This is a genomic window from Paenibacillus sp., from assembly GCF_035645235.1.
In the GTDB taxonomy this organism is placed as follows: Bacteria; Bacillota; Bacilli; order Paenibacillales; family YIM-B00363; genus Paenibacillus_AE.
In genome coordinates, this window is record NZ_DASQMZ010000070.1 from 1 (window position 1) to 26,941 (window position 26,941).

Annotated in this window: 20 protein-coding genes and 1 pseudogene; 6 read left to right on the top strand and 15 right to left on the bottom strand. The window is 56.6% G+C overall.

What is annotated here, in order from left to right; genetic code table 11:
• The 5 genes and pseudogenes from clpC to VEZ38_RS06455 all read right to left on the bottom strand — a co-directional run.
• Nucleotides 1-1,260, bottom strand: a pseudogene (gene clpC / locus VEZ38_RS06435) (ATP-dependent protease ATP-binding subunit ClpC); the annotation flags it as partial.
• A 40-nt stretch (nt 1,261-1,300) separates the two neighbouring features.
• On the bottom strand, nt 1,301-2,362 hold the full coding sequence (locus VEZ38_RS06440; protein ID WP_324892521.1) for a protein arginine kinase: 1,062 nt from the start codon (nt 2,360-2,362) through the stop codon (nt 1,301-1,303).
• 19 nt (nt 2,363-2,381) lie between these two features.
• Nucleotides 2,382-2,897, bottom strand: a complete 516-nt coding sequence (locus VEZ38_RS06445) for a UvrB/UvrC motif-containing protein (RefSeq protein WP_324892522.1) — start codon at nt 2,895-2,897, stop codon at nt 2,382-2,384.
• A gap of 31 nt (nt 2,898-2,928) precedes the next feature.
• Nucleotides 2,929-3,390 carry a CtsR family transcriptional regulator gene (locus VEZ38_RS06450; RefSeq protein ID WP_324892523.1) on the bottom strand — a complete coding sequence of 154 codons (462 nt, stop codon included), beginning with the start codon at nt 3,388-3,390 and terminating at the stop codon, nt 2,929-2,931.
• A 697-nt stretch (nt 3,391-4,087) separates the two neighbouring features.
• On the bottom strand, nt 4,088-5,098 hold the full coding sequence (locus VEZ38_RS06455; protein WP_324892524.1) for a DUF3231 family protein: 1,011 nt from the start codon (nt 5,096-5,098) through the stop codon (nt 4,088-4,090).
• A 145-nt stretch (nt 5,099-5,243) separates the two neighbouring features.
• On the opposite strand from VEZ38_RS06455, the gene VEZ38_RS06460 reads away from it, so the two are divergent.
• The 3 genes from VEZ38_RS06460 to VEZ38_RS06470 all read left to right on the top strand — a co-directional run bounded on the left by VEZ38_RS06460 (nt 5,244) and on the right by VEZ38_RS06470 (nt 7,352).
• Nucleotides 5,244-5,405 carry a hypothetical protein gene (locus VEZ38_RS06460; RefSeq protein ID WP_324892525.1) on the top strand — a complete coding sequence of 54 codons (162 nt, stop codon included), beginning with the start codon at nt 5,244-5,246 and terminating at the stop codon, nt 5,403-5,405.
• A 121-nt stretch (nt 5,406-5,526) separates the two neighbouring features.
• Entirely contained in the window at nt 5,527-6,030 is a 504-nt protein-coding gene (locus tag VEZ38_RS06465; protein ID WP_324892526.1) for an Rrf2 family transcriptional regulator, read from the top strand.
• 77 nt (nt 6,031-6,107) lie between these two features.
• Complete coding sequence (locus VEZ38_RS06470; RefSeq protein WP_324892527.1) at nt 6,108-7,352, top strand: NAD(P)/FAD-dependent oxidoreductase; 1,245 nt, start codon at nt 6,108-6,110, stop codon at nt 7,350-7,352.
• A gap of 285 nt (nt 7,353-7,637) precedes the next feature.
• Here the strand turns inward: VEZ38_RS06470 and VEZ38_RS06475 are convergent, their stop codons facing one another.
• On the bottom strand, nt 7,638-8,126 hold the full coding sequence (locus tag VEZ38_RS06475; RefSeq protein WP_324892528.1) for a hypothetical protein: 489 nt from the start codon (nt 8,124-8,126) through the stop codon (nt 7,638-7,640).
• 146 nt (nt 8,127-8,272) lie between these two features.
• Complete coding sequence (locus VEZ38_RS06480; RefSeq protein WP_324892550.1) at nt 8,273-10,981, bottom strand: M4 family metallopeptidase; 2,709 nt, start codon at nt 10,979-10,981, stop codon at nt 8,273-8,275.
• 386 nt (nt 10,982-11,367) lie between these two features.
• Between VEZ38_RS06480 and VEZ38_RS06485 the strand changes: the two genes are divergently transcribed.
• The gene (locus VEZ38_RS06485) at nt 11,368-11,829 is read left to right on the top strand and encodes a DinB family protein (protein ID WP_324892529.1); all 462 of its coding nucleotides are present in this window, start codon (nt 11,368-11,370) and stop codon (nt 11,827-11,829) included.
• Nucleotides 11,830-11,903: 74 nt separating this feature from the next.
• Here VEZ38_RS06485 and VEZ38_RS06490 read toward each other — a convergent pair whose 3' ends face one another.
• Nucleotides 11,904-13,910, bottom strand: coding sequence for a LuxR family transcriptional regulator (locus tag VEZ38_RS06490; RefSeq protein WP_324892530.1), 2,007 nt, complete (start codon nt 13,908-13,910; stop codon nt 11,904-11,906).
• Between the two features lie 164 nt (nt 13,911-14,074).
• Between VEZ38_RS06490 and wrbA the strand changes: the two genes are divergently transcribed.
• Nucleotides 14,075-14,692 (top strand): NAD(P)H:quinone oxidoreductase, encoded by a 618-nt coding sequence (gene wrbA, locus VEZ38_RS06495; RefSeq protein ID WP_324892531.1) that lies wholly within the window; start codon nt 14,075-14,077, stop codon nt 14,690-14,692.
• 26 nt (nt 14,693-14,718) lie between these two features.
• A complete protein-coding gene (locus VEZ38_RS06500; RefSeq protein WP_324892532.1) occupies nt 14,719-15,402 on the top strand; it encodes a hemerythrin domain-containing protein in 684 nt (227 codons plus the stop codon).
• A 65-nt stretch (nt 15,403-15,467) separates the two neighbouring features.
• On the opposite strand, the gene ligA is transcribed toward VEZ38_RS06500, so the two are convergent.
• The 7 genes from ligA to VEZ38_RS06535 all read right to left on the bottom strand — a co-directional run bounded on the left by ligA (nt 15,468) and on the right by VEZ38_RS06535 (nt 26,798).
• The gene (gene ligA / locus VEZ38_RS06505) at nt 15,468-17,498 is read right to left on the bottom strand and encodes an NAD-dependent DNA ligase LigA (protein ID WP_324892533.1); all 2,031 of its coding nucleotides are present in this window, start codon (nt 17,496-17,498) and stop codon (nt 15,468-15,470) included.
• Nucleotides 17,499-17,538: 40 nt separating this feature from the next.
• Complete coding sequence (gene pcrA, locus VEZ38_RS06510; protein ID WP_324892534.1) at nt 17,539-19,827, bottom strand: DNA helicase PcrA; 2,289 nt, start codon at nt 19,825-19,827, stop codon at nt 17,539-17,541.
• 47 nt (nt 19,828-19,874) lie between these two features.
• The gene (locus VEZ38_RS06515) at nt 19,875-20,573 is read right to left on the bottom strand and encodes a heptaprenylglyceryl phosphate synthase (protein WP_324892551.1); all 699 of its coding nucleotides are present in this window, start codon (nt 20,571-20,573) and stop codon (nt 19,875-19,877) included.
• 91 nt (nt 20,574-20,664) lie between these two features.
• Complete coding sequence (locus VEZ38_RS06520) at nt 20,665-20,895, bottom strand: hypothetical protein (RefSeq protein WP_324892535.1); 231 nt, start codon at nt 20,893-20,895, stop codon at nt 20,665-20,667.
• Nucleotides 20,896-20,979: 84 nt separating this feature from the next.
• On the bottom strand, nt 20,980-21,894 hold the full coding sequence (locus tag VEZ38_RS06525; RefSeq protein WP_324892536.1) for a spore coat protein: 915 nt from the start codon (nt 21,892-21,894) through the stop codon (nt 20,980-20,982).
• Nucleotides 21,894-22,196, bottom strand: a complete 303-nt coding sequence (locus tag VEZ38_RS06530) for a hypothetical protein (RefSeq protein ID WP_324892537.1) — start codon at nt 22,194-22,196, stop codon at nt 21,894-21,896. Before VEZ38_RS06530 ends, VEZ38_RS06525 begins: the two co-directional genes overlap by 1 nt.
• 150 nt (nt 22,197-22,346) lie before the next feature.
• Nucleotides 22,347-26,798, bottom strand: coding sequence for a S8 family serine peptidase (locus VEZ38_RS06535; RefSeq protein WP_324892538.1), 4,452 nt, complete (start codon nt 26,796-26,798; stop codon nt 22,347-22,349).
• Nucleotides 26,799-26,941 lie beyond the last annotated feature (143 nt).

Below are 26,941 nucleotides of genomic sequence, written 5' to 3' on the forward strand. Positions count from 1 at the left end.
CCGCGACTCGAGCTGCTTCAAGTTCGGCGGAACCGTGTACGTGCGCAGGCGCACCTTGGAGCCCGCCTCGTCGATCAGGTCGATCGCCTTGTCCGGCAGGAACCGATCGCTGATGTAGCGGTCGGACAGGCGCACCGCTTGCTCGAGCGCATCGTCCGTAATTTTCACGCGGTGATGCGCTTCATAACGATCGCGCAAGCCGCGGAGAATGAGGATCGCCTCGTCGACCGTCGGCTCGTCGACCGTGATCGGCTGGAAGCGGCGCTCGAGCGCGGCGTCCTTCTCGATATACTTGCGGTACTCGTCGAGCGTCGTCGCTCCGATGCACTGCAGCTCGCCGCGGGCGAGGGCCGGCTTCAAGATGTTCGACGCGTCGATCGCGCCCTCCGCGCCGCCTGCGCCGATCAGCGTGTGCAGCTCGTCGATGAATAAAATAATATTACCGGCCTGGCGAATTTCGTCCATGATTTTCTTCAAACGGTCCTCGAATTCGCCGCGGTATTTCGTGCCCGCCACGACCGAGCCCATGTCGAGCGTCATGACGCGTTTATCGCGCAGCGTCTCCGGAATTTCGTTCGCCACGATGCGCTGGGCGAGCCCTTCGGCGACGGCCGTCTTGCCGACGCCCGGCTCCCCGATGAGCACCGGGTTGTTCTTCGTCCGGCGGCTCAGCACCTGAATGACGCGCTCGATTTCCTTCGCCCGGCCGATGACCGGGTCGAGGTTGCCGTCCTTCGCGACGGCCGTCAGGTCCCGCGCGAGCGAATCGAGCGTCGGCGTGTTGACGTTCGCCGGCGTGCCGCTGTGGCCGCTCGAGGACGCTTCGCTGCTGCCGAGCAGCTGCAGCACCTGCTGGCGAGCCTTGTTCAGGCTGACGCCAAGGTTATTGAGCACGCGCGCCGCCACGCCCTCGCCTTCGCGAATGAGGCCGAGCAGGATGTGCTCCGTGCCGACGTACGTATGGCCGAGCTTGCGAGCCTCGTCCATCGACAGCTCGATGACCTTCTTCGCGCGGGGCGTATAAGCGATATTCGTCGGCTGCTCCGAGCCGCGGCCGATGAGCGATTCCACCTCGTCTTGGATTTTCTCGAGGCCGAGGCCGAGGCCGATGAGCGCCTTCGCGGCAATGCCGTCGCCTTCGCGAATGAGCCCGAGCAAAATATGCTCCGTACCGATATTGTTATGGCCCAGCCGCACCGCTTCTTCCTGCGCGAGGGCGAGCACCTTCTGCGCGCGTTCCGTAAATCTTCCGAACATCATGGGGAATACACCTCCGAATGTATATGGGTATGAAACCTTGTTACCTAGCTTGGTTGCGCATCCGCTCCCGGAACAGCTTCGCGCGGTGCGCGTCGCGTTCCTCCGGACTTAACGGCCGGCCGTAATGCTGCTGCAAATACCCCGGCTGCGTCATGACGAGCAGCTCGTTCAGGACGTTCGGCGCCAGCCCTTCGACAAGGCCGAGATCGACGCCGAGCCGGACGTCGGACAGCCGCTGGGCCGCTTCCTTCGAGTCCATGATCTCAGCATAACATAAAATGCCAAAGGAGCGCCGAATCCGATCCGTTAATTTCGTGCGCGATTCCGCGAGCAGCTTGTTCCGCGCCGCTTTCTCGTGCTCGATAATTTGCCGGGCGACCCCGTGGAGGTTGTCGATAATTTCCTCCTCCGTCTGCCCGAGCGTAATTTGATTCGAGATTTGGAAAATGTTCCCGACGACCTCGCTGCCTTCCCCGTACAGTCCGCGTACGGCGAGGCCGACTTGCTGAATCGCTTGAAGAATCCGGTTCATCTGCTGCGTCATGACGAGGGCGGGCAGATGCATCATGACCGATGCCCGGATGCCGGTGCCGACGTTCGTCGGGCAGCTCGTCAGATAGCCGTGCTTCTCGTCGTACGCGTAATCGACGATCGCTTCGAAGATGTCGTCGATGCGCCCCGCCACCTCCCACGCTTCCTTCAGCTGAAAACCGGGGTATAGCACCTGTATGCGAAGATGATCCTCTTCATTCACCATAATGCTGATCGCTTCGTTTTCGCTTAGGATGACGGCGCCGTTGCGCGATTCGTTCGCGAGGTTCGGGGAGATGAGATGCTTCTCGACGAGCACCCGCTTCTCCAGATCGCTCATGCCCGAGAGGGAGACGAGATCGAAATCGCCGACCGCTCGCAGCGACGGCTGCTCCAGCACCGACGCGACGCGGTTCAGCACCTCTTCCGATTGCTGGTTCGTCGCCAGCATCGGGAACGGCTCGTTGCCGACGTTGCGGGCGATTCGAATGCGGCTCGAGATGACGATGTCGGAATCCGGGCCGTCCGCCTGCATCCAGCCGCTGATCGCATTTTCCGTATATCTGCTCATAACCTCTCGCCCTCCTCTGTCATAACGCTTGCTTCTCGAGCTCGCGAATTTGATCCCGCAGCTTCGCCGCCGCCTCGAACTCCTCTTGCTCGACCTTCGCCGCCAATTCCCGCTTCAGCTGCTCGATTTGCCGGCGCAGCTGCACCTGCTTGCCGACCCGCTTCGGCACCTTGCCGACATGGGTCGTATTGCCGTGCACGCGCTTAAGGAGCGGAGTCAGCCGGTCCTGGAAATGCTTGTAGCATTCCGAGCAGCCGAAACGGCCGACCTTGCCGAATTGCGAATACGTCATGCCGCAGAAGTCGCAGCGCGGCTGGGCAGCCTTCTGCGCAGCGTTCGCCGTCTTCGCGGTCGGGTCGAGCTCCATCAGACCCGACAGCAGATTATGGATCGAGAAGCCGTTCGCCGTTCCCGGGATCAGCTCGCCCTTCTCCCTTGCGCATGGCTCGCAGAAGTGAAACTCCGTCTTGTCGCCGTTCACGATTTTCGTAAAATGCAGACTTGCGGGACGCTTCCCGCATTCTTGACAGAGCATGCCGCTACTCCCCTTTCCCGTAGGTAGAAGTTTACTTCGTCAGCAGCGCCACCAGCATCGCCTTGAGCAGCCGCGCCCGCACTTCGTCGCGGAGCGGCAGCTTAAGGCCGATCGTCTCCCGGTGCATCGCCGCCTTCAGGAGGTTCGCCTCGCGGCAGGAGACGAGCTTCGCTTCCTCGAGTCGATAGATGAGCCCTTCCGCGGCCGACTGGTCGATCTCGGCTCCGATCGTCTGCGACACGTGCACGTGAATCTTCTCATGCATCGGCAGGTCGACCTTCTGAATCCGGATATATCCGCCGCCCCCCCGCTTGCTCTCCACGAGATACCCCTTATCCAGCGTGAAGCGGGTGCTGATGACATAGTTGATCTGCGAAGGTACGCACTGGAACTGCTCCGCCAGTTCGTTCCGCTGCAGCTCGACGATGCCGTCGGGGCTGGCCTGCAGAAGCTGCTTCAAATATTGTTCGATCATGTCGGACGTGTTCCGCATGACGGTGGCCTCCATGTTCGAAAGCGCCGAAGTCAACACAGCGCTTCAAAATCGTTGACTTTGACTTTCTTTGACTTTAATATCATTATATCCAAAAGTTCTCGGTTTGCCAAGGGGAGGACGGTGCGTTGCGACTCGTTGTTTTCTCCCCTCAGTATAGACAAAATTGCCCCATTTACTTACTATGGGGGGAGCGATAACCACATTTTCTTATTTGGCCGGAAGAAATCTTTTGAGCAGTACCCCTGCGCAAAATCCGACGGAGCCGCCCAGAACCGGCAACCATACCGGCCCCCAGAGCTTCCCGAAAATCGTCAAACTCGGCGAGTACATGAGCCCCACCGTTGTCGAGTAGGCGGATACGACGAATGGGAGGAACGAGTAAGTCGAGCCTCCGCCTCCAGCGTCTTTGTATGTATCCCATATGGAAAACATATAGAGGCAAGGATAAAACAGGAGCCATTGATAGTCGGTCTGAGCGATCGCCTGTCCGATGTTTCCGCGAACGCTTAACAAGACCGCAATACTGAAGTTGGATTGCAGGTTAAGGAGAAGCCCTATTCCAACAATGACAACACCTTTGAGATATTTCCGGTTTAAAAATTGGCCCAATCCGGGGAGCGCTATACTCCATAACAGCGCCTCTGCGCGTCTACTCGTCGCATTCCGTTCGCGAGACATGATCAATCCCTTTGCGTTAGGTTTTAAGTAAGGCTGCTCTGTCTTCCGCTTGGAACGGTTCTTCCATCCACTTATATTTTACCATCAGCTTACCCCCATCCTTGGCGAAATCGTAAATTTGCGCTGCGATGAGCGTCATCTTCATCGGCAAATCGGTGCGCATGGAGAACGAGGTGCCGATTGCATTACTCCCAAGGCTAAACCCCGATAACAAGTTCGTGCAGTACATCATGAGCTTGTCCGAGAAGGGGGCTCTGGTAGACCGTGTCGTGCGTCCCCACGGGGACATCGCCGGCTGAATATCGCTCTCTTTCAGGATGGCTGCGAACGTATCGATACAACTATAGGCCAAGTTCTTCCCTCTTGCGAAATATTGCTGAACGTCAGGCTCGCGCGCCGCTTGGGCAAATCCCGTCATTAACTCGGCTCCGACTTGGTTGATCTCGATGCCTTGGTGAAGATACAGCACTTCCACTGTATTGATCGGTCTTGTTTTTTGGAACAAGCTCGTCCCGCTCATGTAACTTTTGCTTTGAACGAACTCGACCTCCTGAGGCGGCGTTACGACGGGACCCGGCGCAAACGCGGAGTTTTCCATCAACAGCTTCGTCGATGCTATGTACATCTTCTTGGCGTACGTTAGGTTTCGCTCATAATACGAGATTACGTCGTCCCTTGTGGCTTCCCCCAAATGCAGGACGGACATCCCCATCATCACTTTCGTCATGATACGAAACCAGGAAACTCCGAAGACGTCGTTATATAGTGCCGGCGCATCCAAATCCACGTCTTGATCGGTAAAGCCGACAGGGATGATAATCCCATCACCAGTGAATATGTTCCTTATTTCTTCTGCGAAGCTTTGGATCTCGCCGACCTGACCCGCCAGGAACTGATGATACCCCGGCGTCTCCGAGGTCTGAGCAAAATGCTTCATCATTTGCAGCAGCATCGTCATTTTTTGATATGTCATCCACAGGGAGCCGACTTCCGGCCCGGTAAGCGGCAGATCCTTATGATCGGGCATAGAGAAACATCCTCCTCGATGTTTTGATTGCATTATTATCCACGTAATGGAATCGTTTATTCCTTTGTCGAGGGAAGGGGAGCAGACGTCGAGGACGTAAAATTGCCGATAAGTGCGCACAATACCCTCGGGGGTGATTTTGGTCATGACAGGACGCAACAACCATCCGAAGCGGGACGGGCAGCAAGCGACGCCATCCCGTCTCGATCAGCACGGCGAGACGATGGCGAACGACAACGATTTTCAGGATTTCACGGAAGAGCAGCAAGCCGCGATTACGAGCGCCGCTTGCGAACAGAAGGATTAAACCTTAGGCGGAGCCTTGTTTCTAGGCATCCGCCTTCCTTTTCCCTAAAACTTGACACCGCCGGAAACACCGTGTATATTACAGATAACTAATATCCACGTTTGAGGACGGAGGTTCTTGCTTGCAATTCAGTATCGGAGTTGAGCTAGGGTTACATTGTTTGTCATTGCTTGTCCATACGAAGGGTATAAATATGGGCATTAAAGAAATCGCCGAATTCCAAGGCGTTTCAGAGCCTTACTTGTCCAAAATTTTTACGAAGCTGAAGAAGGCGGGCATCGTTCGTTCCATGCCAGGCGTAAAGGGCGGCTACGAGTTGGCCCGTTCCGCGGACGACATTACGCTTTGGGACGTTGTCGCGGCGATCGAAGGCACAAAGCCGATGTTTCAATGCACCGAGGTTCGGCGGAAGGGCGTCCCCAATCAAAGAGTCCATTTACCGCCCGAACTGTGGAAGAAACCTTGCGCTATTCATGCCGTCATGTTGGAGGCGGAGCAGAAGATGAGAGAGTTCCTTCAGAGCAAAACGTTGACCTGGTTGGATCAGAGATTATCCGCGGCCGTTCCGGCGGAAGCGATGGAAGCAAGCGCTCAATGGCTGCAAGAAAAATTGGCGAGGCGGTAAGCTAATTTTTTTTACACCCAATTATAGATATTACATATATGTAATATACATTATCTATTTTATGGGAGGTTGTTTGTATGCAAACCATCGTCGTGGTAGGCGGAGGGTACGCAGGATTAAACGCTGTCAAGTTCTTGGAAAAACGGTTGGGCCGGGAAGCTGGTCGAGCCTATCGGCTGGTGTTGGTCGATAGGGAGCCCTATCACTTTCGCAGGATGATCTTATTCAAAGCCGCCGCCGGCGGGGCGTTGATGAAGGTCCCGTTCTCTCAGGTGCTGGGCAAGCATATCGAGTTCGTACAAGGCTCGTTCCTAGGATTGAACCCCGAGGAGCAAGTCGTGACGATTGAAACTCGGAACGGCGTCATTCAAAAACTCGGCTACGATCGGCTCGTATTGGCGTTAGGCAGCAAGATCGTACCGGCTCCCGCCGAGTATGGCGGCATCTCCTTGCATAATTTGTCTAACGCCGAGCAAATCAGGCACGAAATATTGATAAATATTCAGCAAGCGCGACAGGAGACGCAAGAAGCCCTACGCCGCGAACGGCTCAGCGTCGCCGTCGCGGGAGCGGGAATCACGGGCATCGAAACCGCGGCGGAGCTTTGCCACTGGATGAAAGAGGAAACTCGGAAAGCCGGAATGGACCCCGCGTTCGTACAGGTAAGTTTAATTAATACCAAGGGAAGGCTCATGCCCCACCTTCACGAGCCGTTCGCGCGTCGGATAGAGCGGGCGTTACAGGACATGGGCGTGTCCCTCGTACACGACGCGAGGGCTGTGCAGCACCAATCCGGAAAGCTTTATTTGGACGACGGACGCATATTGAAGGCTGCGGTATGCGTCTGGACGTTGGGACTCGAACCGAATCCCCTCGCCTCCCAACTCGGGCTGCCGACCGATCGCTTCGGGCGTTTGTTGACGGATCCGCACTATCATGTTCAAGGGTTCCCTCGGATCTATGCCATCGGGGATTGCGCGAAGATCGTCGACCCGGCGACCGGGAAAGAAGACGAAATGACTTGCAAAGAAGCGGTCGGTCAAGCGACAAGGCTGGCGAAAATCATAAAGGCGGAGCTGCAGGGGAAGAAGAGCGAAACGCATAAAAGTTATACGACACTTTATTGCGTCGGACTCGGTCCGGAGCAGGGCATGTTATGGACGCAGCCGACGAAAGGAATCAACATTTATTTGACGGGAAAACTCGGTTTATTCGCAAGAAATACGGCTTGGAATTTACCAAGTTTCGTGGACCGCAATCTTATGAAGAGACTTTCCCGGGCCGGAGCGGTTTTCAACGAAACGAAAGCGAACGGCATGTAAACAGCAGGGTACCGATCTAGCCGATTCGGAGCTCGTGGTCGTCGACCGTATGAAACGGGTGATTGCCGAAGACACGCCGCCGATGTAGGGGAAATGACGCTGTGCGCTCTTATTTTACGATACACGGAGCACACAGGCTTCCCCTAACGCTGAACGTCGCGCCGGGATACGCGACCGCTATGCTTTGCACCTCCTTCAAATGAAACAGCCTTGGTCCGATAGACTTCAGGGACCAAGGCTGTTTAGTTATCTCTTATTCACTTAAACGACTCCCGTTTGAGGTCATCAATACCGGATTATAAATTCCCCGCCGCCGCTTGGGTCGACAACTTCGATGTTGGGGGCGATCCCGAATTTATTGCCGAATCCGCGAAACATTCCCAAATTCACATTAGTGGAGTAGGCCGGAGTATTACAAATTGCCCGAATTTGCCCTGGGCTTTCTACTGTAATATTGTATGATCCTACTTCCCCGTTCCGGTGGTGCATTTGATAAACAATATCCAAACTTAAGAGAGCCTTTTCGAAAGTGTCGATTTCCGGGGGAAGCATTGCGTTTTCCGGAATGTATCTACCGAGTAAAACCATAAGATTAGGTCCTACCGTTCGTTCTAACTCGTTAAGTACCGAAGCGACGTCTTCTAACTTATACCACGCGTCATGGTCGATTTCCGTAATACCGCGTTCTTTTAACAGGGATCTCACTTTAGATTGAAACGCCCCGCAACCTTGTACGATTGTCGCAAGGGAGGCACCGATGACTTCTGCTGCCATTTGAATCCCCTTTCTCCCAAAAGTTTATTTATGTGCTTAATTAAGCTATAACACAACCATTCAAATCTCACAATAAGCAAACCTAAAAACCTAGCTACATTCAGGTCGGGGCCATTCCATAACTCTCGCACTATCGATATCAATACTTAAGGCTCCATCGGCTGATCGCTAAAATAGGCAATTTTATCGATCATGAATCCCCATCCCGGAGGGTCGCCCCATGGCGAGATATTGCCTTGAACTGTGATGGTATCACCGTCTACGGCGGCCCAAAATTCACTTTTGGGCCCATAATGGAATCCTAGTTGAGTATAGACTTTATCATAGATATAGACGGTTTCGTAGTTGGTTAGCTCAAAGCGTTTGAAGTGAACGGCTATCTTTTTCGCATTTGGTACTGTGAACGTCTTGTAGTAATGCTGGGTAAATGGATGTACCGTTTCGGAAGTAACTGTCCTTTCAAACCATTGGCCTTCGGTGATCGTGTCCGGGTAAGTTACTCTCAGAGTGTATGGATTTATACCATCGTATCCTTCTCTAGGAAAAACACGGACATAATAAGTGCCAGGGCTATAGGTGCCTACAGTAACGGTTTCCGGATAAGTCCCTGATGCATAACCAGCTCCAATGATGCGATGGTTCATATCGTAAAGCTGTAGATCGTATTCCTCGGGCAAGTCGGTTAAGGTAATCATAATATTGCCGGATTCCGCAGTAGTGAATTTGAAATAATCTTCATCCGTTTCCTTGCTGATTTTCCCTTGATACTCTACCCCAGACTGTATAGGTCCATAAGCGGCTTGGAAGGAATTGTTTGGCTCATAGATATCTGTATTCGTTGTATCGGGAAATTTGGCGATGAACGAATAAACATACGGGAAAGGCTTACTGCTGTTGTAGTCACTTACTTGAATATAAAAGGTTCCAGGAGCCGGAGCTAAGTATTCAATCGTGTTTTTGTAACGCAATTCGCCAAAGTTATGAACTAATGTGGTACCATTTTCATCTTTTAATTCAAAGTAATAATCGTAAGTATTTTGCGGGAACGTCAGGGAGATTTCTCCGCCACTAGTGGTTGAAAATGTAAACCAATCTGAGTCCGCCGCATCGTAAAGATTACCTGTATATTGGATATCCGAGCTAATTGGCCCGAAAGCGGCAGCTTGAGATTCGTTCGGTTCATAGACGTCCGGTTCGATTGGCGGCACTGTGTAAACACCTACTTGGTCCCATGCATTTGTAACTGCTGTTACAACGTTCGACTCAGCACCGTACAGATCGATTGCGGATTGTATCGTTGCCTCGCGGGCATCGGCAAATTCGGAATACGTAGTCAGATATTGCGTCAGAGCACGATACCACACTTGAGCGGCAATGTCGCGAGTGATTTCCGGTGAGGTCACGAAATTATAAAACGCTTTGTTTGGAATTCCGGAATTGTAATGCACTCCGCCATTATCGCCATACATGTAGATGTAATCGCGCATATGTTCAGGTTGGCCGTATTTTCTTGGATTGGCCAAGGAACGGGCAGCATCCCCTGCAATACCCGGGGTATAAATGTCTTCCGCATGAAGCCAATGGTTATCCGGCTTATTTTGAATCAGTTCGCCGAATACATCCGCGAAGGATTCCTCAAGCGCCCCCGATTGCTGGCGGTAAATAAAATTAGCGGAATGATCCGCAACCGCATGGGTGAACTCGTGTCCGACAACGTCCAGCGCTCCGGAAAATGCAAGATATTTGCTGCCGTCGCCATCCCCATAGACAAGATAACTTCCATTCCAGAAAGCATTGTTATATTGATAGCCGTAGTTAACAGTCGATATAATGTTATGCCCGTTCCCGTCATAGGAATCGCGGTTAAATTTGGTATAAAAATAATCATAGGCGAGACCAGTATGATAGTGAGCATCGACTGCTGCCGGATTTGTCCATACATTATCCTCATCCCACAGCTTAAACCCCGGCAACATATCGGTACTGCCGGCAGCTGTGTATGTCTCTATGTGCCCCCCTTTTGCGGTCATCGGCTTAGTAGTATCTCGTAAATAATACTCTTGCTCATTATAAAAAGTATGCAGTGTCCTCGTATCCCCCAACACTCCAGTTCCTGTACCGACTGCGGAGGAATGCTTCAAGTTGTCGATTTTATCCACAACGGCTCCGTCGTGAGCATCAACGAATACTTCCCAGTAGGCAGGCTCACCGAAGTTGTCCAGCGTGGAAAGCTCCACCTGGTAAACCAAGTAGTGATTTTTGTCTGGTGCCTCATAGAGATACAGCTGCGCTTCCTCTTTGTCGAAATGCTTAACATCGCTTAAACCAGTATCGTTTTTAGCCGCTTGGATGGCCTCAGAAGCAGAAAGCTTTGCATGGATATCTATACCCTTCCCGCGGACCTGCGGATCGAAATATCCATTAATGGATGTTACTTCTCCTTTGGCATCGGCATGGACAATCAGTTGCTGGCCGAATACGGGAACCCCTTTATACACTTGTTGAAACTTAAACATGCTTATATTTAAGTCGTCTTTCGATTCCGTGAGCAGGGCAAGCTCATCGTTTGCGGATAGGAGATGAAACAAATGTTTATTGTCCTCCAATGCCGCGAGCGCTCCTCGGGTATCATATACTTTTTTGTTGGAGAGCTTTCCGACTACAAAGCTAGGAATTCCTTTATCTTTGTTCCAGTTGATCCGTTCTTTACCTAGGGAATTAGCCGTAATCTTGGCAATGGCAGCTAGTTGCTCCTCTTTGCTATTCTTGGCCTCTCCCGAACTTCCATAGGTGATGCTGCTTGTCAGTAAAACAGATAGTGCGGACAAAACCGTTAAGCTTTTTCTAAGTTTCATTTTCAAAATCAATGCTCCTGTCCCATAATGTTAGGAAATTGACAATTGGCCAATGTCGATACCTGTCATTTATATTCGGGAAATCTTTACAGTTGTTTTTATAGGTCCAAGGAATTATATATGTATGCATACTGGGTTTATTTGCCTTTTTATTAATTAACTCCTAGTTGAAGAAATGTTAAGATCGACAGATATACTTTCGTATAGGTATAGTTATATTTTAAGATAATTCCCCCACCCCCAGTGTGGTGTTATTTTAGTAAGGAGCACCTACGCTAACTAGCGGTTATACAGAAGCATTCCAAGAGCGGCACGCCGGAATACGGATGTTCAACGAAACGAAAGCCAACGGCATGTAGACCAATTAACGATTGGAGATGCGAATCATGGAAATTATAGAGAAGTATGCAGAAGGATATCGACTTGTCGAAGAGGCAGTTCGCGGAGTGACGTTTGAGGAGCTCATGTATAAGCCTTCGCCTGATTCCTGGTGCATTAAAGAAATTATTATTCATCTAGCCGATTCGGAGCTCGTGGTTGTCGACCGTATGAAACGGGTGATCGCGGAAGACACGCCGCCGATGCGTACGATGTTCCAGGATCTATGGACGCAGCGGTTGTTTTATACGGAATTAACCCACGAGACTTACTTGCTGCTATTTAAACTGTTGCGGGCAACGATGTCCGAAGTGTTACGCAGACTTGATGATGAGGCGTTCGACCGAGTCGGCATCCATGATGAATTAGGGGAGATGACGCTGCGGGCTCTCGTATTGCGATACACGGAGCACATCGAGAAGCATGTGGGGCAAATCGAGAGGATCAAAGCGGCATTCCGTGGAAAATAAAACAACCCCGGCGCAACGCCGATTGAAAAGAGCAGGTGCCGAAGGCACTTGCTCTTTTCCCGTTGACGGCGGGATTACAGCCGCCGCACAAGTTGCGTTCGATTTTTAATGCCAAGTTTCTGGAAAATCGCGGTAAGATGCTTCTTCACCGTAATTTCGCTGACGAACAGCCGCTTCGCTACTTCTACGTTCGTCAGCCCTTGTCCGATCCATTTCACGATTTCCCGTTCTCGATCCGTTAGGTCCGCCAAATCCTCTGCAACGCCTTTGCGATCCTGCAGGTCCTCGAGATCGATATGCTGCGCGACCTTCCGTAAATACCGTTGGAACCGGCGCCCTCTTATGTCCAAGACATACGTTGACGCCGGGGTATCTTTTCCGTATCCGTAATGTTCTACGCCCGACGATTCGAAGCCCAGCCGCCGAAGCGCCTCTTCGAAGAACGGGATCGGCGGCGGCGAATATACGACAACCCCGGCCCCGAGTACCCATTCGATCAGGTGTTCGCCTGCGTCGGCCCGCAACGCCCCTTCCTCAAAATCCTCCACGTCGAGGCCGAAAATATACACGCCATGGAGCTGTTCAGTAGTGGCGCGAATGCCGATAAGCTGTTGTTCGGTAAGGCTCTGGAAATAAGCCGACGACAGCGGGTGGCGCAATAAGAAGTCCAGCGTGCTCGCCCCGATCGGAATGACGACGGACAAGCCGGCCGTTTCGCCGGAAGCCCTTCGAAGCAAACGAATTTGCGCTTCTTTCAACGTTCGAATTTCCGTAGCTTGGAGATGTTCGATCGCAAGCAGGCTTTGCTCCGGCGTGATGACGAAGTCGTCGGTCGGGATCGTTCCCGTACGCGGGTACGGAATCCTAGCCCCCTTCGGATTCCGTCTGCGACGCTCCAAATACCGTTCCGCTTCCTCCGCATTCGTTTCGTTCACGACCTCCCAATCGTTCGGGGATGTCGTCCGGTAAAACATCTCCCGGATGAAGGAATCGCCCAAGTAATAAAACGCCTCGCTCGCTTCTCGGGCGGCCGCCTGCTGCTGAATGGCTTGACCCGACAATCGGTTGTAATAATACGACGCGCCCCGGTTCCACAAGCTCGTATACCGTTCGGGCATACGCGTTCGCATATCCTCCGCGATCGCCGCGCGAACGAGATCGTGAAGTACCCAGCCCCGCTCCGTCTTCCGGACGAACGATAGCCGCGTCAGCGTTTGAAACTCGTCGTCGCTCACCGACTGTTCCGTTACATAGGCAAGCATCTCTTGGTGGAAATGGCGCAGGACCGATGCCGCTTCTACCAGCGGCCGAATGTCAGGATCGGCTTCCCGCAACCATTCGCAAGGGCCGAGCGGAATCGCTTCGGCGTCCGCATCCGCCGCATCGCCCGCCGTTGCTGCGTACACAGCCAGCGAAAGCGACAGCGGGTGTCCCATCGTTTGATTCCAGATATGCCGAACCCGATCCTCGTCGCAAATCCCGTGCCGCCTTATATACTCTTGAACCTCCGGATACGTCAATTCCGTTAAAGGAACCCAAGCGATCATCGCCCGCCAAGCCGGCGACTGTCTCCAAGCGCCTTGGAGCGGATAACGCCCGCCGAAGGCGAATACGGTATTGGGGTGAAGCTGAGGAATGAATTGCTCGCGAATCCACGGGTCCAACTCGGCCATGTCTTCGTAGGAGTCGAAAGCGATGCACAGTCGTTGGATCGACGCGAATTCGTTAATTTTACGAATCGCTTCCGCGATCGGGAGCGGCTGCCGCACGAGCGCATCATTCGGGCAAAACCCGTCCAACAAATGGTTGACCCTGTCGCAGAGGTACCGGGGGGAATGTTCGAAGTCTCGACTGTCGATCGACAGGAAGCGGACCCCCTTCTCCTCCGCAATACGGCGGTACTCGTCGAGCAAGAAGCTTTTGCCCATGCCGCCGATCCCGTACAAATTGACGACTCTTTTATCGCCCGATTTGCCATCGAGCAAGCGCTGAAACAAGCGTATTTCCCGCAGTCTGCCTACCAGAAACTTCCGCTCAAAGCTTTGGATCACGACGCCGTTTAAGATGTCCGTCGTTGCCATCTGCATCCCGCCTTTTCCCGGCCATCTTTTTATACTGTCGTATAGGTATAGATATATTATAAGATAATTTTCCCGCCCTCAGTAGGGTGTTATTTTAGAGAAGCGCACCCAAGCTAGCTAGCCGGGTAGTCCGAAGCATTCCGAAGGGCGGGAGTTGTCAAAGCATGTCTATTAAATTAGCCGTTGTATATTACAGTTCTACCGGAGTAAATCATCAGTTGGCCGAATGGGCCGCCGAGGCAGGGAAGGAGGCAGGCGCCGAGGTAAAGCTGCTTCGGGCGGCCGAACTCGCCCCGCAATCGGTCATCGATCGCATGCCGTTGTGGAAAGCCCATGCCGAAGCCACGGAGCATATCCCCGTCGTTACGACCGACGATATCGTGTGGGCCGATGCGATTATTTTCAGCACGCCCACCCGTTTCGGAGTCATGGCGTCGCAATTAAAACAATTCCTGGATACGACAGGCGGCATTTTCTTCGAAGGGAAGACGGCCAACAAGGTCGTGAGCGCAATGAGCTCCGCCGAAAATCCGCACGGCGGTCAGGAGGCCACCATTCTGTCGCTGTACACGATGATGTACCATTGGGGCGCGATCGTCGTTACGCCGGGGTACACGGACGCGTCGATATTCGCGGCAGGCGGAAACCCGTACGGCACGAGTGTAACCGTAGACGCGCAAACAAAGAGTATGAAAGAAAATGTGCGCGACGCCGTCGCCCATCAAACGAAGCGCGTGGTAGAGGTTGCGACTTGGTTGAAGCAAGGACGGTTGCAACATTAATTTATAGAATCGAGGAGGAATAATCGATGCATCACCGTTTCGATGTACTCATGCCGGTTCACAAAGGTCTAAGGCATGCGCTAAGCGGCTTATGCTTCCGCGCAGGCTCGATGGACGTTAGCGACGAGAACGAGGTTCAATCCTTCGCGGACGAGTTTGGGAGGATCGTGACGATTTTAGAATCCCACTCGCATGACGAAGACGCTCATATGCACCACTTATACGAGCAGTTCGCCCCGGAAACGGCGGCAAAGCTGGAGCAAGAGCATACCGTTCTGGACGAGACCATTCACCGGCTTCAGCAACGAATTGAGACGGTCCGACAAGCGTCGCCCGCCGAACAACGCAAGGAAATTTGGTACGAAGTGAACCGGAAATTGACCCAATTTACCGCGGACTATTTCCAGCACTTACAACGGGAGGAGAACGAAGGAGCCGAGGCGTTGTGGAATCACCTTACCGACGACCAGCTCAAGGAAGTATCCGTAAAGATTCGTTCCTCCATCCCTCCGAGTACCATGATGATTTTTCTGCATTACATGATGCCTGCCTTGAATTTCGAGGAACGGTTCGGCATCTTGAACGACATGAGACAATTCGCTCCTCCGGAAGCCTATCAAGCGGTCCGTGCGTTGGCGCAGTCGAGACTCGCCCCAGGCGACTGGGAAGCGCTGAACGCGAAGCTCGAATCCATGTCTAAAGTAAGCTAGAAAAAATAACGGCGGTTCCGAACATCCGGAACCGCCGTTATCATGTATCCTCAACCTATTCCCATCTACAACCCCAGCATCCGCGCGAGCTCCGCCTCGTCGTCGATAATCGCGACGCCGAGCTCCTGCGCCTTCGTCAGCTTACTGCCGGCGCTTTCGCCCGCGATGACGTAATCCGTCTTCTTCGAGACGCTGCCGGATACCTTCGCGCCAAGCGCCTCGAGCCTCTTCGCCGCTTCGTCGCGCGTCATCGTCTGCAGCGTCCCGGTCAGCACGACGGTCTTGCCGAAGAACGGCGAGTCGGCGAGCGCGGCCGCGTCGACCGGCGGCGCCTCCTCGACGTGCGGCTTCACGCCGGCCGCCAGCATGCGCGCGACGGACTCCCGGATAAGCGGGTCAGAGAAGAACGTATGGATACTGTCCGCCACGATGCCGCCGACGTCCGGCAGCGCGACGAGCTCCTCGGGCGTCGCCGCCATGACCGCTTCCAGCGATCGGTAGTGGTCCGCGAGCATCTTTGTCGTCGTCTTGCCCGTATTCGGAATGCCAAGGGCGTACAAGAATGAAGCGAGGTCGCGCGTCTTGCTCTTGTCGATCGCTTCGACCAGCTTCTGCGCTTTCCGCTCGCCGAACCGCTCCAACCCGATCAAGTCTTCCTTCGTCAGGTAGTAGAGGTCTGCCGGATCGCGGACGTCGCGTTCCTCGAGCAGCTGCTCCGCCGTCTTCTCGCTGAACGTCTCGATATCCATCGCGTCCCGCGTCGCGAAATGCGACACCCGCGCCACGATCTGCGGCTTGCAGCCGAGCTTGTTCGGGCAGAACAGATGCGCGCCGCGCTGCTCCACGGGATGGCCACACGCCGGGCACGCGGTCGGCGCGACGATCTCGCGCCCCGTCTCCCCCTCCTCCGCCTTCCCGAGAATTTCCGGGATGACGTCGTTCGCCCGGCGGATAAAAATCTGCGTGCCGATGCCGAATTTTAAGCCCTTGCGCTCAATGTCATCCATGTTATTGAGCGTGCAGTTGGACACGGTCACGCCGCCGATATCGACCGGCTCGACGATCGCGAGCGGCGTCAGCTTGCCGGTGCGGCCCAAATTCCAGACGACGTCGTTCAGCGTCGTCGTCGTCTCCTCCGCCTCGAACTTGAACGCGACCGCCCACCGCGGGAACTTGTCCGTGTATCCGAGCACTTCGCGGGTCCGCAGATCGTTCAGCTTTACGACCGCGCCGTCGATGAGGAAGTCGAGCTCCCGGCGCGTCTCGCCGAGTCGCATGAGCTCCTCGTATACGTCCTCGATCGACTCCAGATGCTTCGCGTACGGGTTCACCTTGAACCGGTTCTCGCGCAGGAACGCGAGCATCTCCATATGCGTCTCGAACGGACGCGGCTCCGACGCATAGCCGACGTTGTAGAAGAACGCGTCGAGCTTCCGCTCCGCCGTGACGGCCGGATTTTGGTTGCGCAGCGCGCCCGCCGCCGCGTTCCGCGCGTTCTTCAGCGGCTCGGCCGCCGTCTCGTTATATCGCTGCAGCACGGACAAATACATAAAGCCTTCGCCCTGAATTTCCATGACGCCGTTCTTGTACGGGATCGAAGCCGGTACGGATCGGATCGTCCGCACTTGCGCCAAGATGCCCTCGCCTACCGTCCCGTTGCCGCGCGTCGCCGCCTGTACGAGCATGCCGTTCTCGTACGTCAAGTTCAGCGTCAGCCCGTCGAACTTCAGCTCGAGCACGAACGACGGCGCCGGCAGCGGCGTATCCGGATGATTCGCGTTATATTCGCCGACGAGCTTCTGGACGCGCGCGTGCCATGCGAGCAGATCTTCCTTCGTCTGCGCTTTGTCGAGGCTCCAGAGCCGGGACAGATGCTTGTGCGGCTCGAAGCCCTTCAGCGTCTCGCCTCCGACCCGCCGCGTCGGCGAATCCGGCAGCGTCTCCCCCGTCTCGCGCTCGAGCGCGACGAGCCGATCGTACAGCTTGTCGTAGTCCGCGTCGGCCAGCCCCGGCCGATCGAGCGTGTAGTACAAGTAATTGTGGTGATTCAGCTCGTCGACGAGCCGCCGCATTTCCTCTTTCGCCGTCGCCGCCATATGGGCCCCGACCTCCACACGTAAAATATAACCCGATGCCTTAGACCTTCGTAATCGGCGCAAACCGGGCAAGCAGCTTCTTTACCCCGACCGGCGCCGGGAAGGCGATCGTCAGCTCGCGGTCATCGCCCGACCCGCGCACGGTGACGACCGTGCCGACGCCCCACTTGCCGTGGGACACCTTATCGCCCGCGGCGAAATCGGCATCCGCGGCGCCCCCGCCGGCGAATGTCGGCTGCGTCTTGATGACGCGCGGGGCCCCTGCGGCGAACGCGCTCTTCGCCGCTCCGCCGAACGACGAGCCGCCGCCGAAGGACGACGAACCGCCGAACGAGCCGCCGCCGCTGCCGAAGCCGGAAGGACGCGCGCCGAACGTCGGCCGGCCCGGCGATACCGTCTCCTTGTATCGATCCGGGATTTCTTGCAAAAACCGCGACGGCGCGTTCGCCGCCGCTCGCCCGAACAGCGTCCGCATCCGGGCGCAGGTCAGGAACAGCTCCCGCTCCGCGCGCGTAATGCCGACGTACGCGAGCCGCCGCTCCTCCTCGAGCTCCTCCGGATCGTTCGCGGAGCGGCTGTGCGGGAATACGTTCTCCTCCATGCCCGCGATAAAGACGATCGGAAATTCCAGCCCTTTCGCGCTGTGCATCGTCATGAGCACCACCGCGTCGTTCCCTTCCTCCGGATCGTTGTTCATCGAATCGATGTCCGCGATCAAGGCGAGATCGGTCAGGAACGAAACCAACGACTTATCTTCGTTGCGTTTCTCGAAATCCATCGTCACGGACAGAAACTCGTCGATGTTCTCGAGGCGCGCCTTGGACTCCAGCGTGTTCTCCCGCTGCAGCTCCATCCGGTACTGCGTCAGCTCCAGCGTCTTCTCGGTAAGTTCCGTGACGGACAAGTATTCGACCATGCGGGATAAATTATCGATGATTTCTTTAAATTCCCGCAGCGCCGTCGCCGCACGCCCCGTCACGTCCACCTGCGAGATGCCGTCGATCATCGCGTACATCGATACGCCCCGCGCCGCCGCGGCCGCGCCGAGCTTGTCGATCGTCGTATCGCCGATGCCGCGCTTGGGCACATTCACGACGCGCGCGAACGAAATATCGTCGTCCGGGTTCGAGATGAGCCGTAAATACGCGAGCAGGTCCTTAATTTCTTTCCGATCGTAGAATCGCACGCCGCCGACAATCTGGTACGGGATTTCCGACTTGATCAGCACTTCCTCGATCACCCGGGACTGCGCGTTCGTCCGGTACAGGATCGCATGATCCGCGTACCGCTTGCCGGCGTCCCGATTTCGCTTGATCGTGCCCGCGATGAAATAGCCTTCCTCGTGCTCCGAGTCGGCCAGGTACAACCGAATCTTCTCGCCCTCGCCCGCGTCCGTCCACAGGTTCTTCGCCTTGCGGCCGGCATTGTTTTTAATGACTTCGTTGGCCGCGTTCAGGATGTTGGAGGTCGAACGATAGTTTTGCTCGAGCAGGATCGACTTCGCTTCGGGGTAATCCTTTTCGAAATTTAAGATGTTCGCGATATCCGCGCCACGCCACTTGTAGATCGACTGATCGGAATCGCCGACGACGCAGATGCGGTGATGCTTGTCCGCCAGCATGCGGCAAAGCATATATTGCGCGCGGTTTGTATCCTGGTACTCGTCGACATGAATATATTGAAACTTGTTCTGGTAGAACTCTAGCACCTGCGGCTCTTCCTTGAACAAGCGAATCGTCGTCATGATGAGATCGTCGAAGTCGAGCGAGTTGTTCGCCTTCAGTCGCTCTTGATACTTCTTGTAAACCTTCGCCACGATGCCGTCGAAGTAGTCGCCGATTTTTTGCTCGAACCCGGCCGGATCGATCAGTTCGTTCTTCGCGTTGCTGATCGCCGCTTGCACCGCGCGTGGCTCGAACTTTTTCGAATCGATGTTCAGGTCCTTCATGCAATTGCGAACGACCGACAGCTGATCGCCGGAATCGAGAATCGAGAAGCTCTGCGAATAGCCGATCCGCCCGATGTCGCGCCGCAGCATTCGCACGCACATCGAGTGGAACGTCGACACCCAGATGTCCTGCCCTTGCGGGCCCACGAGCTTCGCGACCCGCTCCTGCATCTCCCGCGCCGCCTTGTTCGTGAACGTGATCGCGAGAATGCTCCACGGCGCCACCCGCTTCATGCCGATTAAATACGCGATGCGATGGGTCAGCACCCGCGTCTTGCCCGAGCCGGCGCCCGCGAGAATGAGCAGCGGCCCGTCGGTCGCCTCCACCGCCTCGCGCTGCCTCGGGTTCAGTCTCTTCACCGCGTCTTGAATATCTATCATAAGTGCACAAACCTTTCATCCGAATTCGGAAAATGTCCCCCAGCCGCCTACGCCGTCTCCGCCTTCGCAGCCTTCGCGGCCTTCACCGTATCCAGCGCATCGGCCAGAGAGCGGTAAATCACGTTGCCCACGACGATCGTGTCCGCGACGCGCGCGGCCGCGGCCGCCTTCTCGCCGCCGTCGATGCCCCCGCCGTAAAACAGCTTGGCGTTCCCGAGCGCCGCCTTCGCCTTCGCCGCCGCCCCGAGATCGCCGAACGTCCCCGAATATTCGAGATAGACGATGGGCAAACGAAGCAGTCGGTCGGCGAAGCGCGCATAGGCGACGATATCGGCCTCGTCCACCGGTTTCACTCCGGCGACGCGAGCCGCGGTGCAATCCGGATTGGCGATAATGTAGCCCTCCGCCGCGACGAGCCCGTCCTTCGGCAGCAGATGGCCGTAGCGCTTCAGCGCCTCGACGTGCTGGCCGACGAGATACGCCGGGTCGCCCGCATTTAGCGCGATCGGCACAAGGTATGCGTCGAAGCCCGGCACGATCGCCTCCAGCGTCGTGATCTCGAGGGCGCACGGCGTCTCATAACGGCGCAAGCGCGCCAAGAGGTCGACGGTGTCGTCGTACGTGACCCCGCTCGACCCCCCGACCAGTATCGCATCCGTGCCGGAGAGACACAGCGCCTCTAGCGAAGCGTCGTCCAACGCCTTCTCCGGATCCAGCTTAAATACATGCTTCCATTGCTCGACGATTCGCTCGACGTTCGACGCCCCCCGCGGATTTGACCCGAAACATTTGTTCCTCTTTTCCCAGTCTAAACGAGGCGCAAATGCATGTCAAACCTCAGGATTCGGCGTATTCGTCGTATTTTCCGTCCGGTTCCTTCGCCATGCGCCGGATGATGGCCGTCTCCTCCGCGATCGGATCCCGCTCCGCCTTCACCCGATAATGATACGGCGCGGTAATGCGCTCGCGCGCTTCCTCCTGCGCGTCCGGCCCCTTCGCGTGCTGCACGCCGTCGTGCAGCGTCTCCTCGAGCACTCGCTCCAGCTCGTGCTGTTTTTTCGTGTCCATCCCTGCCTGCCCACCTCCTTCCCCTATTCCTTGCTTCGCGACCGTAACGAAAAACAACGCCCCCGCTGCATGCGGAGGCGCTCATTACAAGGAGGGCCGCTCCTCGGTCGCGTCGGCTGCGGCCGCCGCCTCCGCCGCGCTCGCCTTCGCACGGCGGCTGCGCTTCGTCGCGGTCGGCTGCGGCGCGGAAGGCGCGTCCTGCGCCGAGGGCTCCGGCTGCCCGGCGGTCCCGGCCTCCCGCGCCTCGACGGACGCCTCCTCGCGCACCGCGGACGACCGTGCCGGCTCCGGGTCGCGCATCGGCGGCAGAGCTTCCGGGAATGCGCGTTCCTCGTCCGCGGCCGACGACGCAAGCGCCGGAGCAGCCGGCTGCGCATTCGTCGGCGCCGGATACGAAAGCTCCGACGACGACGCTCGACGGGACGATTCCGCGAAAGCCGGTGCCGGACGCGGCTGCGGCTGCGGCGGCGTATAATGTCCCGCAGGAGCCCCCCCGAACGGCAGCTGATGCGGCAGCGCGAACTCCGGGGGACGCGCTTGCTGCATATTCAAATACGTGCTGTAGCTCGGCCAGCGCGGCGCCGACGGCTGCGGCGGCGCCGCATATGCCGGGCTTTTCGGGCTTGTCGGGCTCGTCGGAGCGGCGCCCGTCTCGGGCGACGGACGCCCGAAGCCTGCCGTCATCTGAGCGACCGCCCGCTGCGCCTCGGCGGCTCGCGCCGCGACGCGGCCCACCTCATGGACCGGCGCGGCGAACGCCGGGTCGAGCAGCCGATTTTGCTGCGCGATGCCCGTCAGCTGCTCATGCCGCCGCACGGTATCGTAGGCGAGCTGTTCGAATACGCGGCGCACGTCGGGCGACGACGCCTCCAGCGCCGCCTCCGTATAGCGGATCGCCGTTTGGCGCAGCTCATCCAACAAGACGCCCGTCCAGAGCCGGTCCGAAGCCTCCCCGCGGTGGGGAGCATGTCCTACGGCGTTCATCGGTTCGAATGCCATTATAACGTCCCCCCTGCGCCCGGTCGACCCGAACCGAACCCCATGTCAGGGCCTCCCCGAACGCTCGCGTCCGTCGGCCCTTTCGGTCCGGCGGCATAGCTTTGCAGCAAGCCCGCCAGCGGCTCCAACCGTTCCCCGCTCCGCCCCGCCAAATGCTTGAAGAAGCTGCGAAGCTGGGGCTGCTCGCATGCGGCGGCCCCTTGCCCGAGCAGCCACGTCAGCCGCTCCTCCGTCCTGACCGCGTTCGCCACCTGCACAAGCTCCTGCGCCGTCAGCGTCCGCTCCGCCCCGATCGATGTCATGAATGAAGCCCCCTTCCGGAAAATACCCATCCCTTGTAGGGTGCGACTCTCGGCGCAGTTTTATACATATTTTTGGAAAATGCCCGCACAACCAGAGAAGGGCCCCCTCTCCATCGGCGCGCTAACGCCGGGAGAAGGGGCCCTTCCGATTTAATTCAAGAACGCCAGACGCTGCAGCAACCGCTTCAGCATGACCGCCGCCTCGGCGCGGTTCGCCTCGGCCGCCGGGGCGAACGTGCCGTCCGGGTTGCCGCCGACGATGCCTGCGGCGCTGACCGTCGCGACCGCTTTAGCCGCCCACGGGCTGATCGACGTTTGGTCGGCGAACGACGCGCCGCCGCTCGTCGGCAGCTCGCCGCCCGCGAACCGCATCGCCCGCTCGAACATAACGGCCATCTGCTCGCGCGTCACGCGTTCGTTCGGACGGAACGTGCCGTCCTCGTATCCTGTAACGAGCCCGGCCGCCGCAGCGGCTCCGACCGCCCCTTCGTACCAGGAACGCTCGATTACGTCCGTGAACGTCGCAGCTTCCGCGTCGCCTGTCAGACCGAGCGCCCGCGTTAGCATCGCCGCGAACTCGGCGCGGGTGACCGGCGCGTTCGGCGAGAACGTATCCGCCCCCGTGCCGTTCAGCACCAGCTTGCCGGCCAGCAGCTCGATATCGCTCTTCGCCCAATGGCTGGCCAAGTCGGCGAAGCTGCGTTGCGACTCCAGCACCACGTATACGCTATTTCCATTGCGCTTCATCGTAGCGGTCGTCTTCCCGCCTCGCGTCTCGAACGTCGCCGGCACGAACGTCAGCGCGCCCGTCGCCGGGTCGTACAGCGCCGCCGTCGCGTTCCGGGCATTCACGCTCCGATCCAACGCGGCCGTTCGTTCCACATACGTATTTCCGAAGCTGTCGTACTCGAACGTCTGCCCGTTCGCTTGCACGCTCATCGAATAATGGATCGGCGTCCCGACCACGTTTGCCCCGAGCGACGCCGCCGACGAGCCGATTGCGGCCGCGCTCGCGCCCGTCACCGGCGACATCTGTACGACCGCAGTCCACTCCGCTCCGGCTGCGACGCCGAACTTCGCGGCCAGCGCCGCGGGATCGAGCAACGCCTTCGGCACCCGATACGATGCGGTGCTTGTCTTCACCTCGACGACAGGGAACCCTTCCGCCGCAGCCAGCGCGCCGACCGGCAAACTGACCTCGGCGGCCCCTTCGGTCTCCAGCTCGATGACGAGCTTGCCCGTCGCGTCCGCGTCCGCTTCAAGCGCCTTCGCCAAATCGTCCGCGGTCAGCTTCGCGACCGCTACCTCCGCTCCTTCTCTCGTTTCCTTCGTTGCGCTAGGCTTATACACATAGTCGCCGTCTGGGTTCTGCTGAATCGGCTTCTCCGGCGGCGGCGGCGGGATGAAGCCTCCGCCGCCGTTATTATTCCCGCTCGGGGCCGCGAGCGTTAAGGTGCCAATGAGTCCAACGTGATATAATGCCAATTCGAAATCGGAAATCTGTTCGCCGAGCATCCAGTCAGCTCCCGTAGAGACGGAGCTCTGCGCCGTCCAAGTACCATTTTCTACTTGAACCTGGTACGTTCCGTTAGGTGCATAGAAGTAAACGAACAAAGTGTTTTCGACGATATTTCCGTCCTCGTCCACAACCCGCCCGATGCCGTAATCGCTGAAGAGCGCAGCATTCGGGTTCGCTGCGTCGAAGGTCGCGGCATGTCGAATCGTTCCGTTCGGATTACGAATCGTCAGTTTCGTTTGATCGGCCTGTCTTCCGTTCAAGCCGACCGTCCCTTCGTAATAAGTGTAATCCGCGCTTAATGCAACGGTCACCGCATCGGATTTCGTTGCGACTTTGCCCTTATACGCATCGATCCGATATTGGTACTCAGCGGGTACGACTCCGAACAATATATCGGTGTAGGACGTCTCGGTCGTCGCATCGAATTGGAAAAACCGTTCGTCCTCCTCAGCCGCCATGATTGCGTAGTACTCTGCATCCGCGGCTTCGCTCCAGGAAATATCGACGAAAGCGCCGTCCTGCTGCGCTTGGACGTTGCCCGGCGTCCCCGGCGCGTCCTTGAATAGGAATTCGAAGGTATTCGACGGCAGCACCGTAGCCGCAGCCGGGTTTACGAACGCTGCATCTAGGAACGTTACGCTCATGCCTTCTCCCGAATCGGTGATCGCATGGGCATCCGCTTCCCCGGACAGCTCAATTTGGACGGCGGCGTAATGAACGATACGCGCCGAGGCTGTGAGCCCTTCCGGAACACCTTCGAATTGCACCTGTTCATCGGTCAATAGCGAGCCTACCGACCCGGCGAAACTGCCTCCGGTCAATATCGCTGTCGCCGTCGTTTGAATCGAACCGTCGTTCGCGTCACTCTCGATGAATTTTTGATTCTTGAAGGTCAATTGCGGACTCGTCGTTGCTGCAGAACTATAGAACCAAAAGAAGAAATGCGAGCTCGAGTTCTTTACGTTCGAAGCATTCCCGCTTTCGAATGCGGCATTCTGGAACGACAACACCATATATTCCGCGGGATTGCTTGTCTCGCTGACGCCGTACACGGAGATAGTAACGCTGGTGTCGCTTTCTTTCACCGCCGCAACGTTCACACCGTCGGGCAGGAAATTCACTAATAATTTATCCTCAAAGGATTCTCCGACAACTCCTGTAAACTTGTCGTTCGCGATCTCCGCCCGAATGACACCTTCTACGCTTCGATCCGCCGGCATGGTCGAAGGCATTCCGCTCCGATCGAGGCGTACGACTTTCGCTTCGGTATCCTCTTCAATCACATACGTTCCGCTTGCATATCCGGTATCGACGCTTGTCGTGACTTGCGCGAAATACGAGCCCGCCACCGCGTTGTTTAATCCTGATTCGAATCGAACCACAACGACTTCCTGATGTCCCACGGAGACCGGCATCCGTATTCGTAGCGGAATTCCGTCCGAAATCAAATCCGCCTCGCCGATCGGAACGCCGTTAACGGAAATGTTCTCGTAGGTGATTGCGCCCGGGGGACTTACAAAACCCGACCACATAATGCTAACGCTATCTCTTCCGGCTTGCATGCCGCCGTACTTGCTTGTACGGAAGGATAGTTCCACGGCTCCGCTCTGAAACTCCAAAGGTTTCTCCAGCGATACCTGCACATTCGTTGCCGTTGTGCCGATCGGATACAACAGATTTACTAACTTACCGCTGACCGTCTTTCCGGCTAAATCCGGCAGCGCGCGCGCCGAATCCAAAATTAATTGCTTTGTCTCTAACGGAGTCAAATTTTTCTGTCCCATCAAGACCGCGGCCACGCCCGCGACATGAGGCGCCGCCATCGAAGTGCCATCTAAGAAATCGTATTCCCCACCTGGTACTGCGTTGTAAATCGCCACACCTGGCGCCCCGATGTGAACGGTTTCGTCGCCATAGTTGGAGAACTTGGCCAAGTTGCCGGACGGATCCACCGCGGCGACCGTTAACTGTTTGCTGCTCCGGAGATTGTTCGGCGAAACAGGTACGATATCCGTATCGACCCCTTCCCCGTAGCGATCCCCGTTGCCGGCGGAACCGACGAACAGCATGTCCGCCGCTTCGATCGCCTCCAGGAGAAGCGCATCCCTCTGAGCGGTACTAAATCCGTTCCAGCTATTATTGGAGATTTTTGCGCCCATGGAAGCCGCGTATGCGATAGCTTCAACGACTTCCGCCGTCGTACCTGAGCCGTTCTCTCCGATAAACTTCAACGGCATGATTTGGACGTTCGGCGCGACACCGGAAGCCCCTCCGTTCCCTTGCGCTCCCGCGATCGTCGCCGCAACGTGCGTGCCGTGCAAATCTTCGACAGCATTGTCGAATATGGTTTTATTGCCGTTTGCAAAATCCCAACCGTGTACGTCGTCCACGTATCCGTTCCCATCGTCGTCGATTAGATTCTCCGCAATTTCGCCGGGATTCGTCCAGATCTTCCCTTGCAACTCAGGGTGCGAAGTGTCGACGCCGGTGTCGATAACGGCGACAATTACGGTTTTTAGTTCATTCTTGTTTAATGAATTCAAAGCACGAACCGATCCGATATCGATTCCATAGGTGCCAGTAATTCCGTACCCGGGGTCGTTGGGGATCAGTTGCCCTTCGTTTTGCAATCCCCAATTCAACACATGGTCGCTCACGACAGGAGGCACGATTTCCGACGGATAATACCGATAGTTCGGCTGCGCGTGCTCGACAAGACCGCTGGATTTCAACTTCGCGACCGTCTCCTCGACGTCGGCGCCCTCGGGCAGCTTCAGCAGCTCGGCGTCCATCGACGCGATGCGCTGCTTCGGCGATAGCGCGAACGATTGGCGCAGCCGCGATTTGTCGGCCGTTTTCACAGAAGGCTTGTAGGTGACCAACACCTCCCCTTCCACGTACGGCTTCTTCGCATGCGCTTCCAACGCCGATAGCTTCGGCGCGAACGCCTCCTCCGCGAACGCCTCCTCCGCGGGCTGCTCCGCCGCCCCGGCCCCTCCCGCGTATACAAGCGTCTGCGCGAGCAGCGCCGCGGTCAGCAGCCATGATGCCTTGGTCCGAATGTTGCGGTTACGGCTTCTCATAAATAGCTCCTCTCGTCCTATAAATCTATGAAATCCTTCCTATGACACATGCAAATAGTATAAATGGAAATGATTTGCACGACAATCTTTTTATTAATCATGCGAAGAAAAAAAAGACGCCCTCGCCATCAGGCGAAAGACGT

Bases quoted from the DNA above. Each gene is read 5' to 3' on its own strand.
- VEZ38_RS06530 (WP_324892537.1), bottom strand. From the start codon at position 22,196: ATGACATCGATCGGGGCGGAGCGGACGCTGACGGCGCAGGAGCTTGTG.
- VEZ38_RS06445 (WP_324892522.1), bottom strand. From the start codon at position 2,897: ATGCTCTGTCAAGAATGCGGGAAGCGTCCCGCAAGTCTGCATTTTACG.
- wrbA (WP_324892531.1), top strand. From the start codon at position 14,075: ATGTCTATTAAATTAGCCGTTGTATATTACAGTTCTACCGGAGTAAAT.
- VEZ38_RS06525 (WP_324892536.1), bottom strand. From the start codon at position 21,894: ATGGCATTCGAACCGATGAACGCCGTAGGACATGCTCCCCACCGCGGG.
- VEZ38_RS06500 (WP_324892532.1), top strand. From the start codon at position 14,719: ATGCATCACCGTTTCGATGTACTCATGCCGGTTCACAAAGGTCTAAGG.
- VEZ38_RS06480 (WP_324892550.1), bottom strand. From the start codon at position 10,981: ATGAAACTTAGAAAAAGCTTAACGGTTTTGTCCGCACTATCTGTTTTA.
- VEZ38_RS06450 (WP_324892523.1), bottom strand. From the start codon at position 3,390: ATGCGGAACACGTCCGACATGATCGAACAATATTTGAAGCAGCTTCTG.
- VEZ38_RS06455 (WP_324892524.1), bottom strand. From the start codon at position 5,098: ATGCCCGATCATAAGGATCTGCCGCTTACCGGGCCGGAAGTCGGCTCC.
- pcrA (WP_324892534.1), bottom strand. From the start codon at position 19,827: ATGATAGATATTCAAGACGCGGTGAAGAGACTGAACCCGAGGCAGCGC.
- VEZ38_RS06475 (WP_324892528.1), bottom strand. From the start codon at position 8,126: ATGGCAGCAGAAGTCATCGGTGCCTCCCTTGCGACAATCGTACAAGGT.
- VEZ38_RS06535 (WP_324892538.1), bottom strand. From the start codon at position 26,798: ATGAGAAGCCGTAACCGCAACATTCGGACCAAGGCATCATGGCTGCTG.
- ligA (WP_324892533.1), bottom strand. From the start codon at position 17,498: ATGGCGGCGACGGCGAAAGAGGAAATGCGGCGGCTCGTCGACGAGCTG.
- VEZ38_RS06440 (WP_324892521.1), bottom strand. From the start codon at position 2,362: ATGAGCAGATATACGGAAAATGCGATCAGCGGCTGGATGCAGGCGGAC.
- VEZ38_RS06520 (WP_324892535.1), bottom strand. From the start codon at position 20,895: ATGGACACGAAAAAACAGCACGAGCTGGAGCGAGTGCTCGAGGAGACG.
- VEZ38_RS06460 (WP_324892525.1), top strand. From the start codon at position 5,244: ATGACAGGACGCAACAACCATCCGAAGCGGGACGGGCAGCAAGCGACG.
- VEZ38_RS06490 (WP_324892530.1), bottom strand. From the start codon at position 13,910: ATGGCAACGACGGACATCTTAAACGGCGTCGTGATCCAAAGCTTTGAG.
- VEZ38_RS06485 (WP_324892529.1), top strand. From the start codon at position 11,368: ATGGAAATTATAGAGAAGTATGCAGAAGGATATCGACTTGTCGAAGAG.
- VEZ38_RS06470 (WP_324892527.1), top strand. From the start codon at position 6,108: ATGCAAACCATCGTCGTGGTAGGCGGAGGGTACGCAGGATTAAACGCT.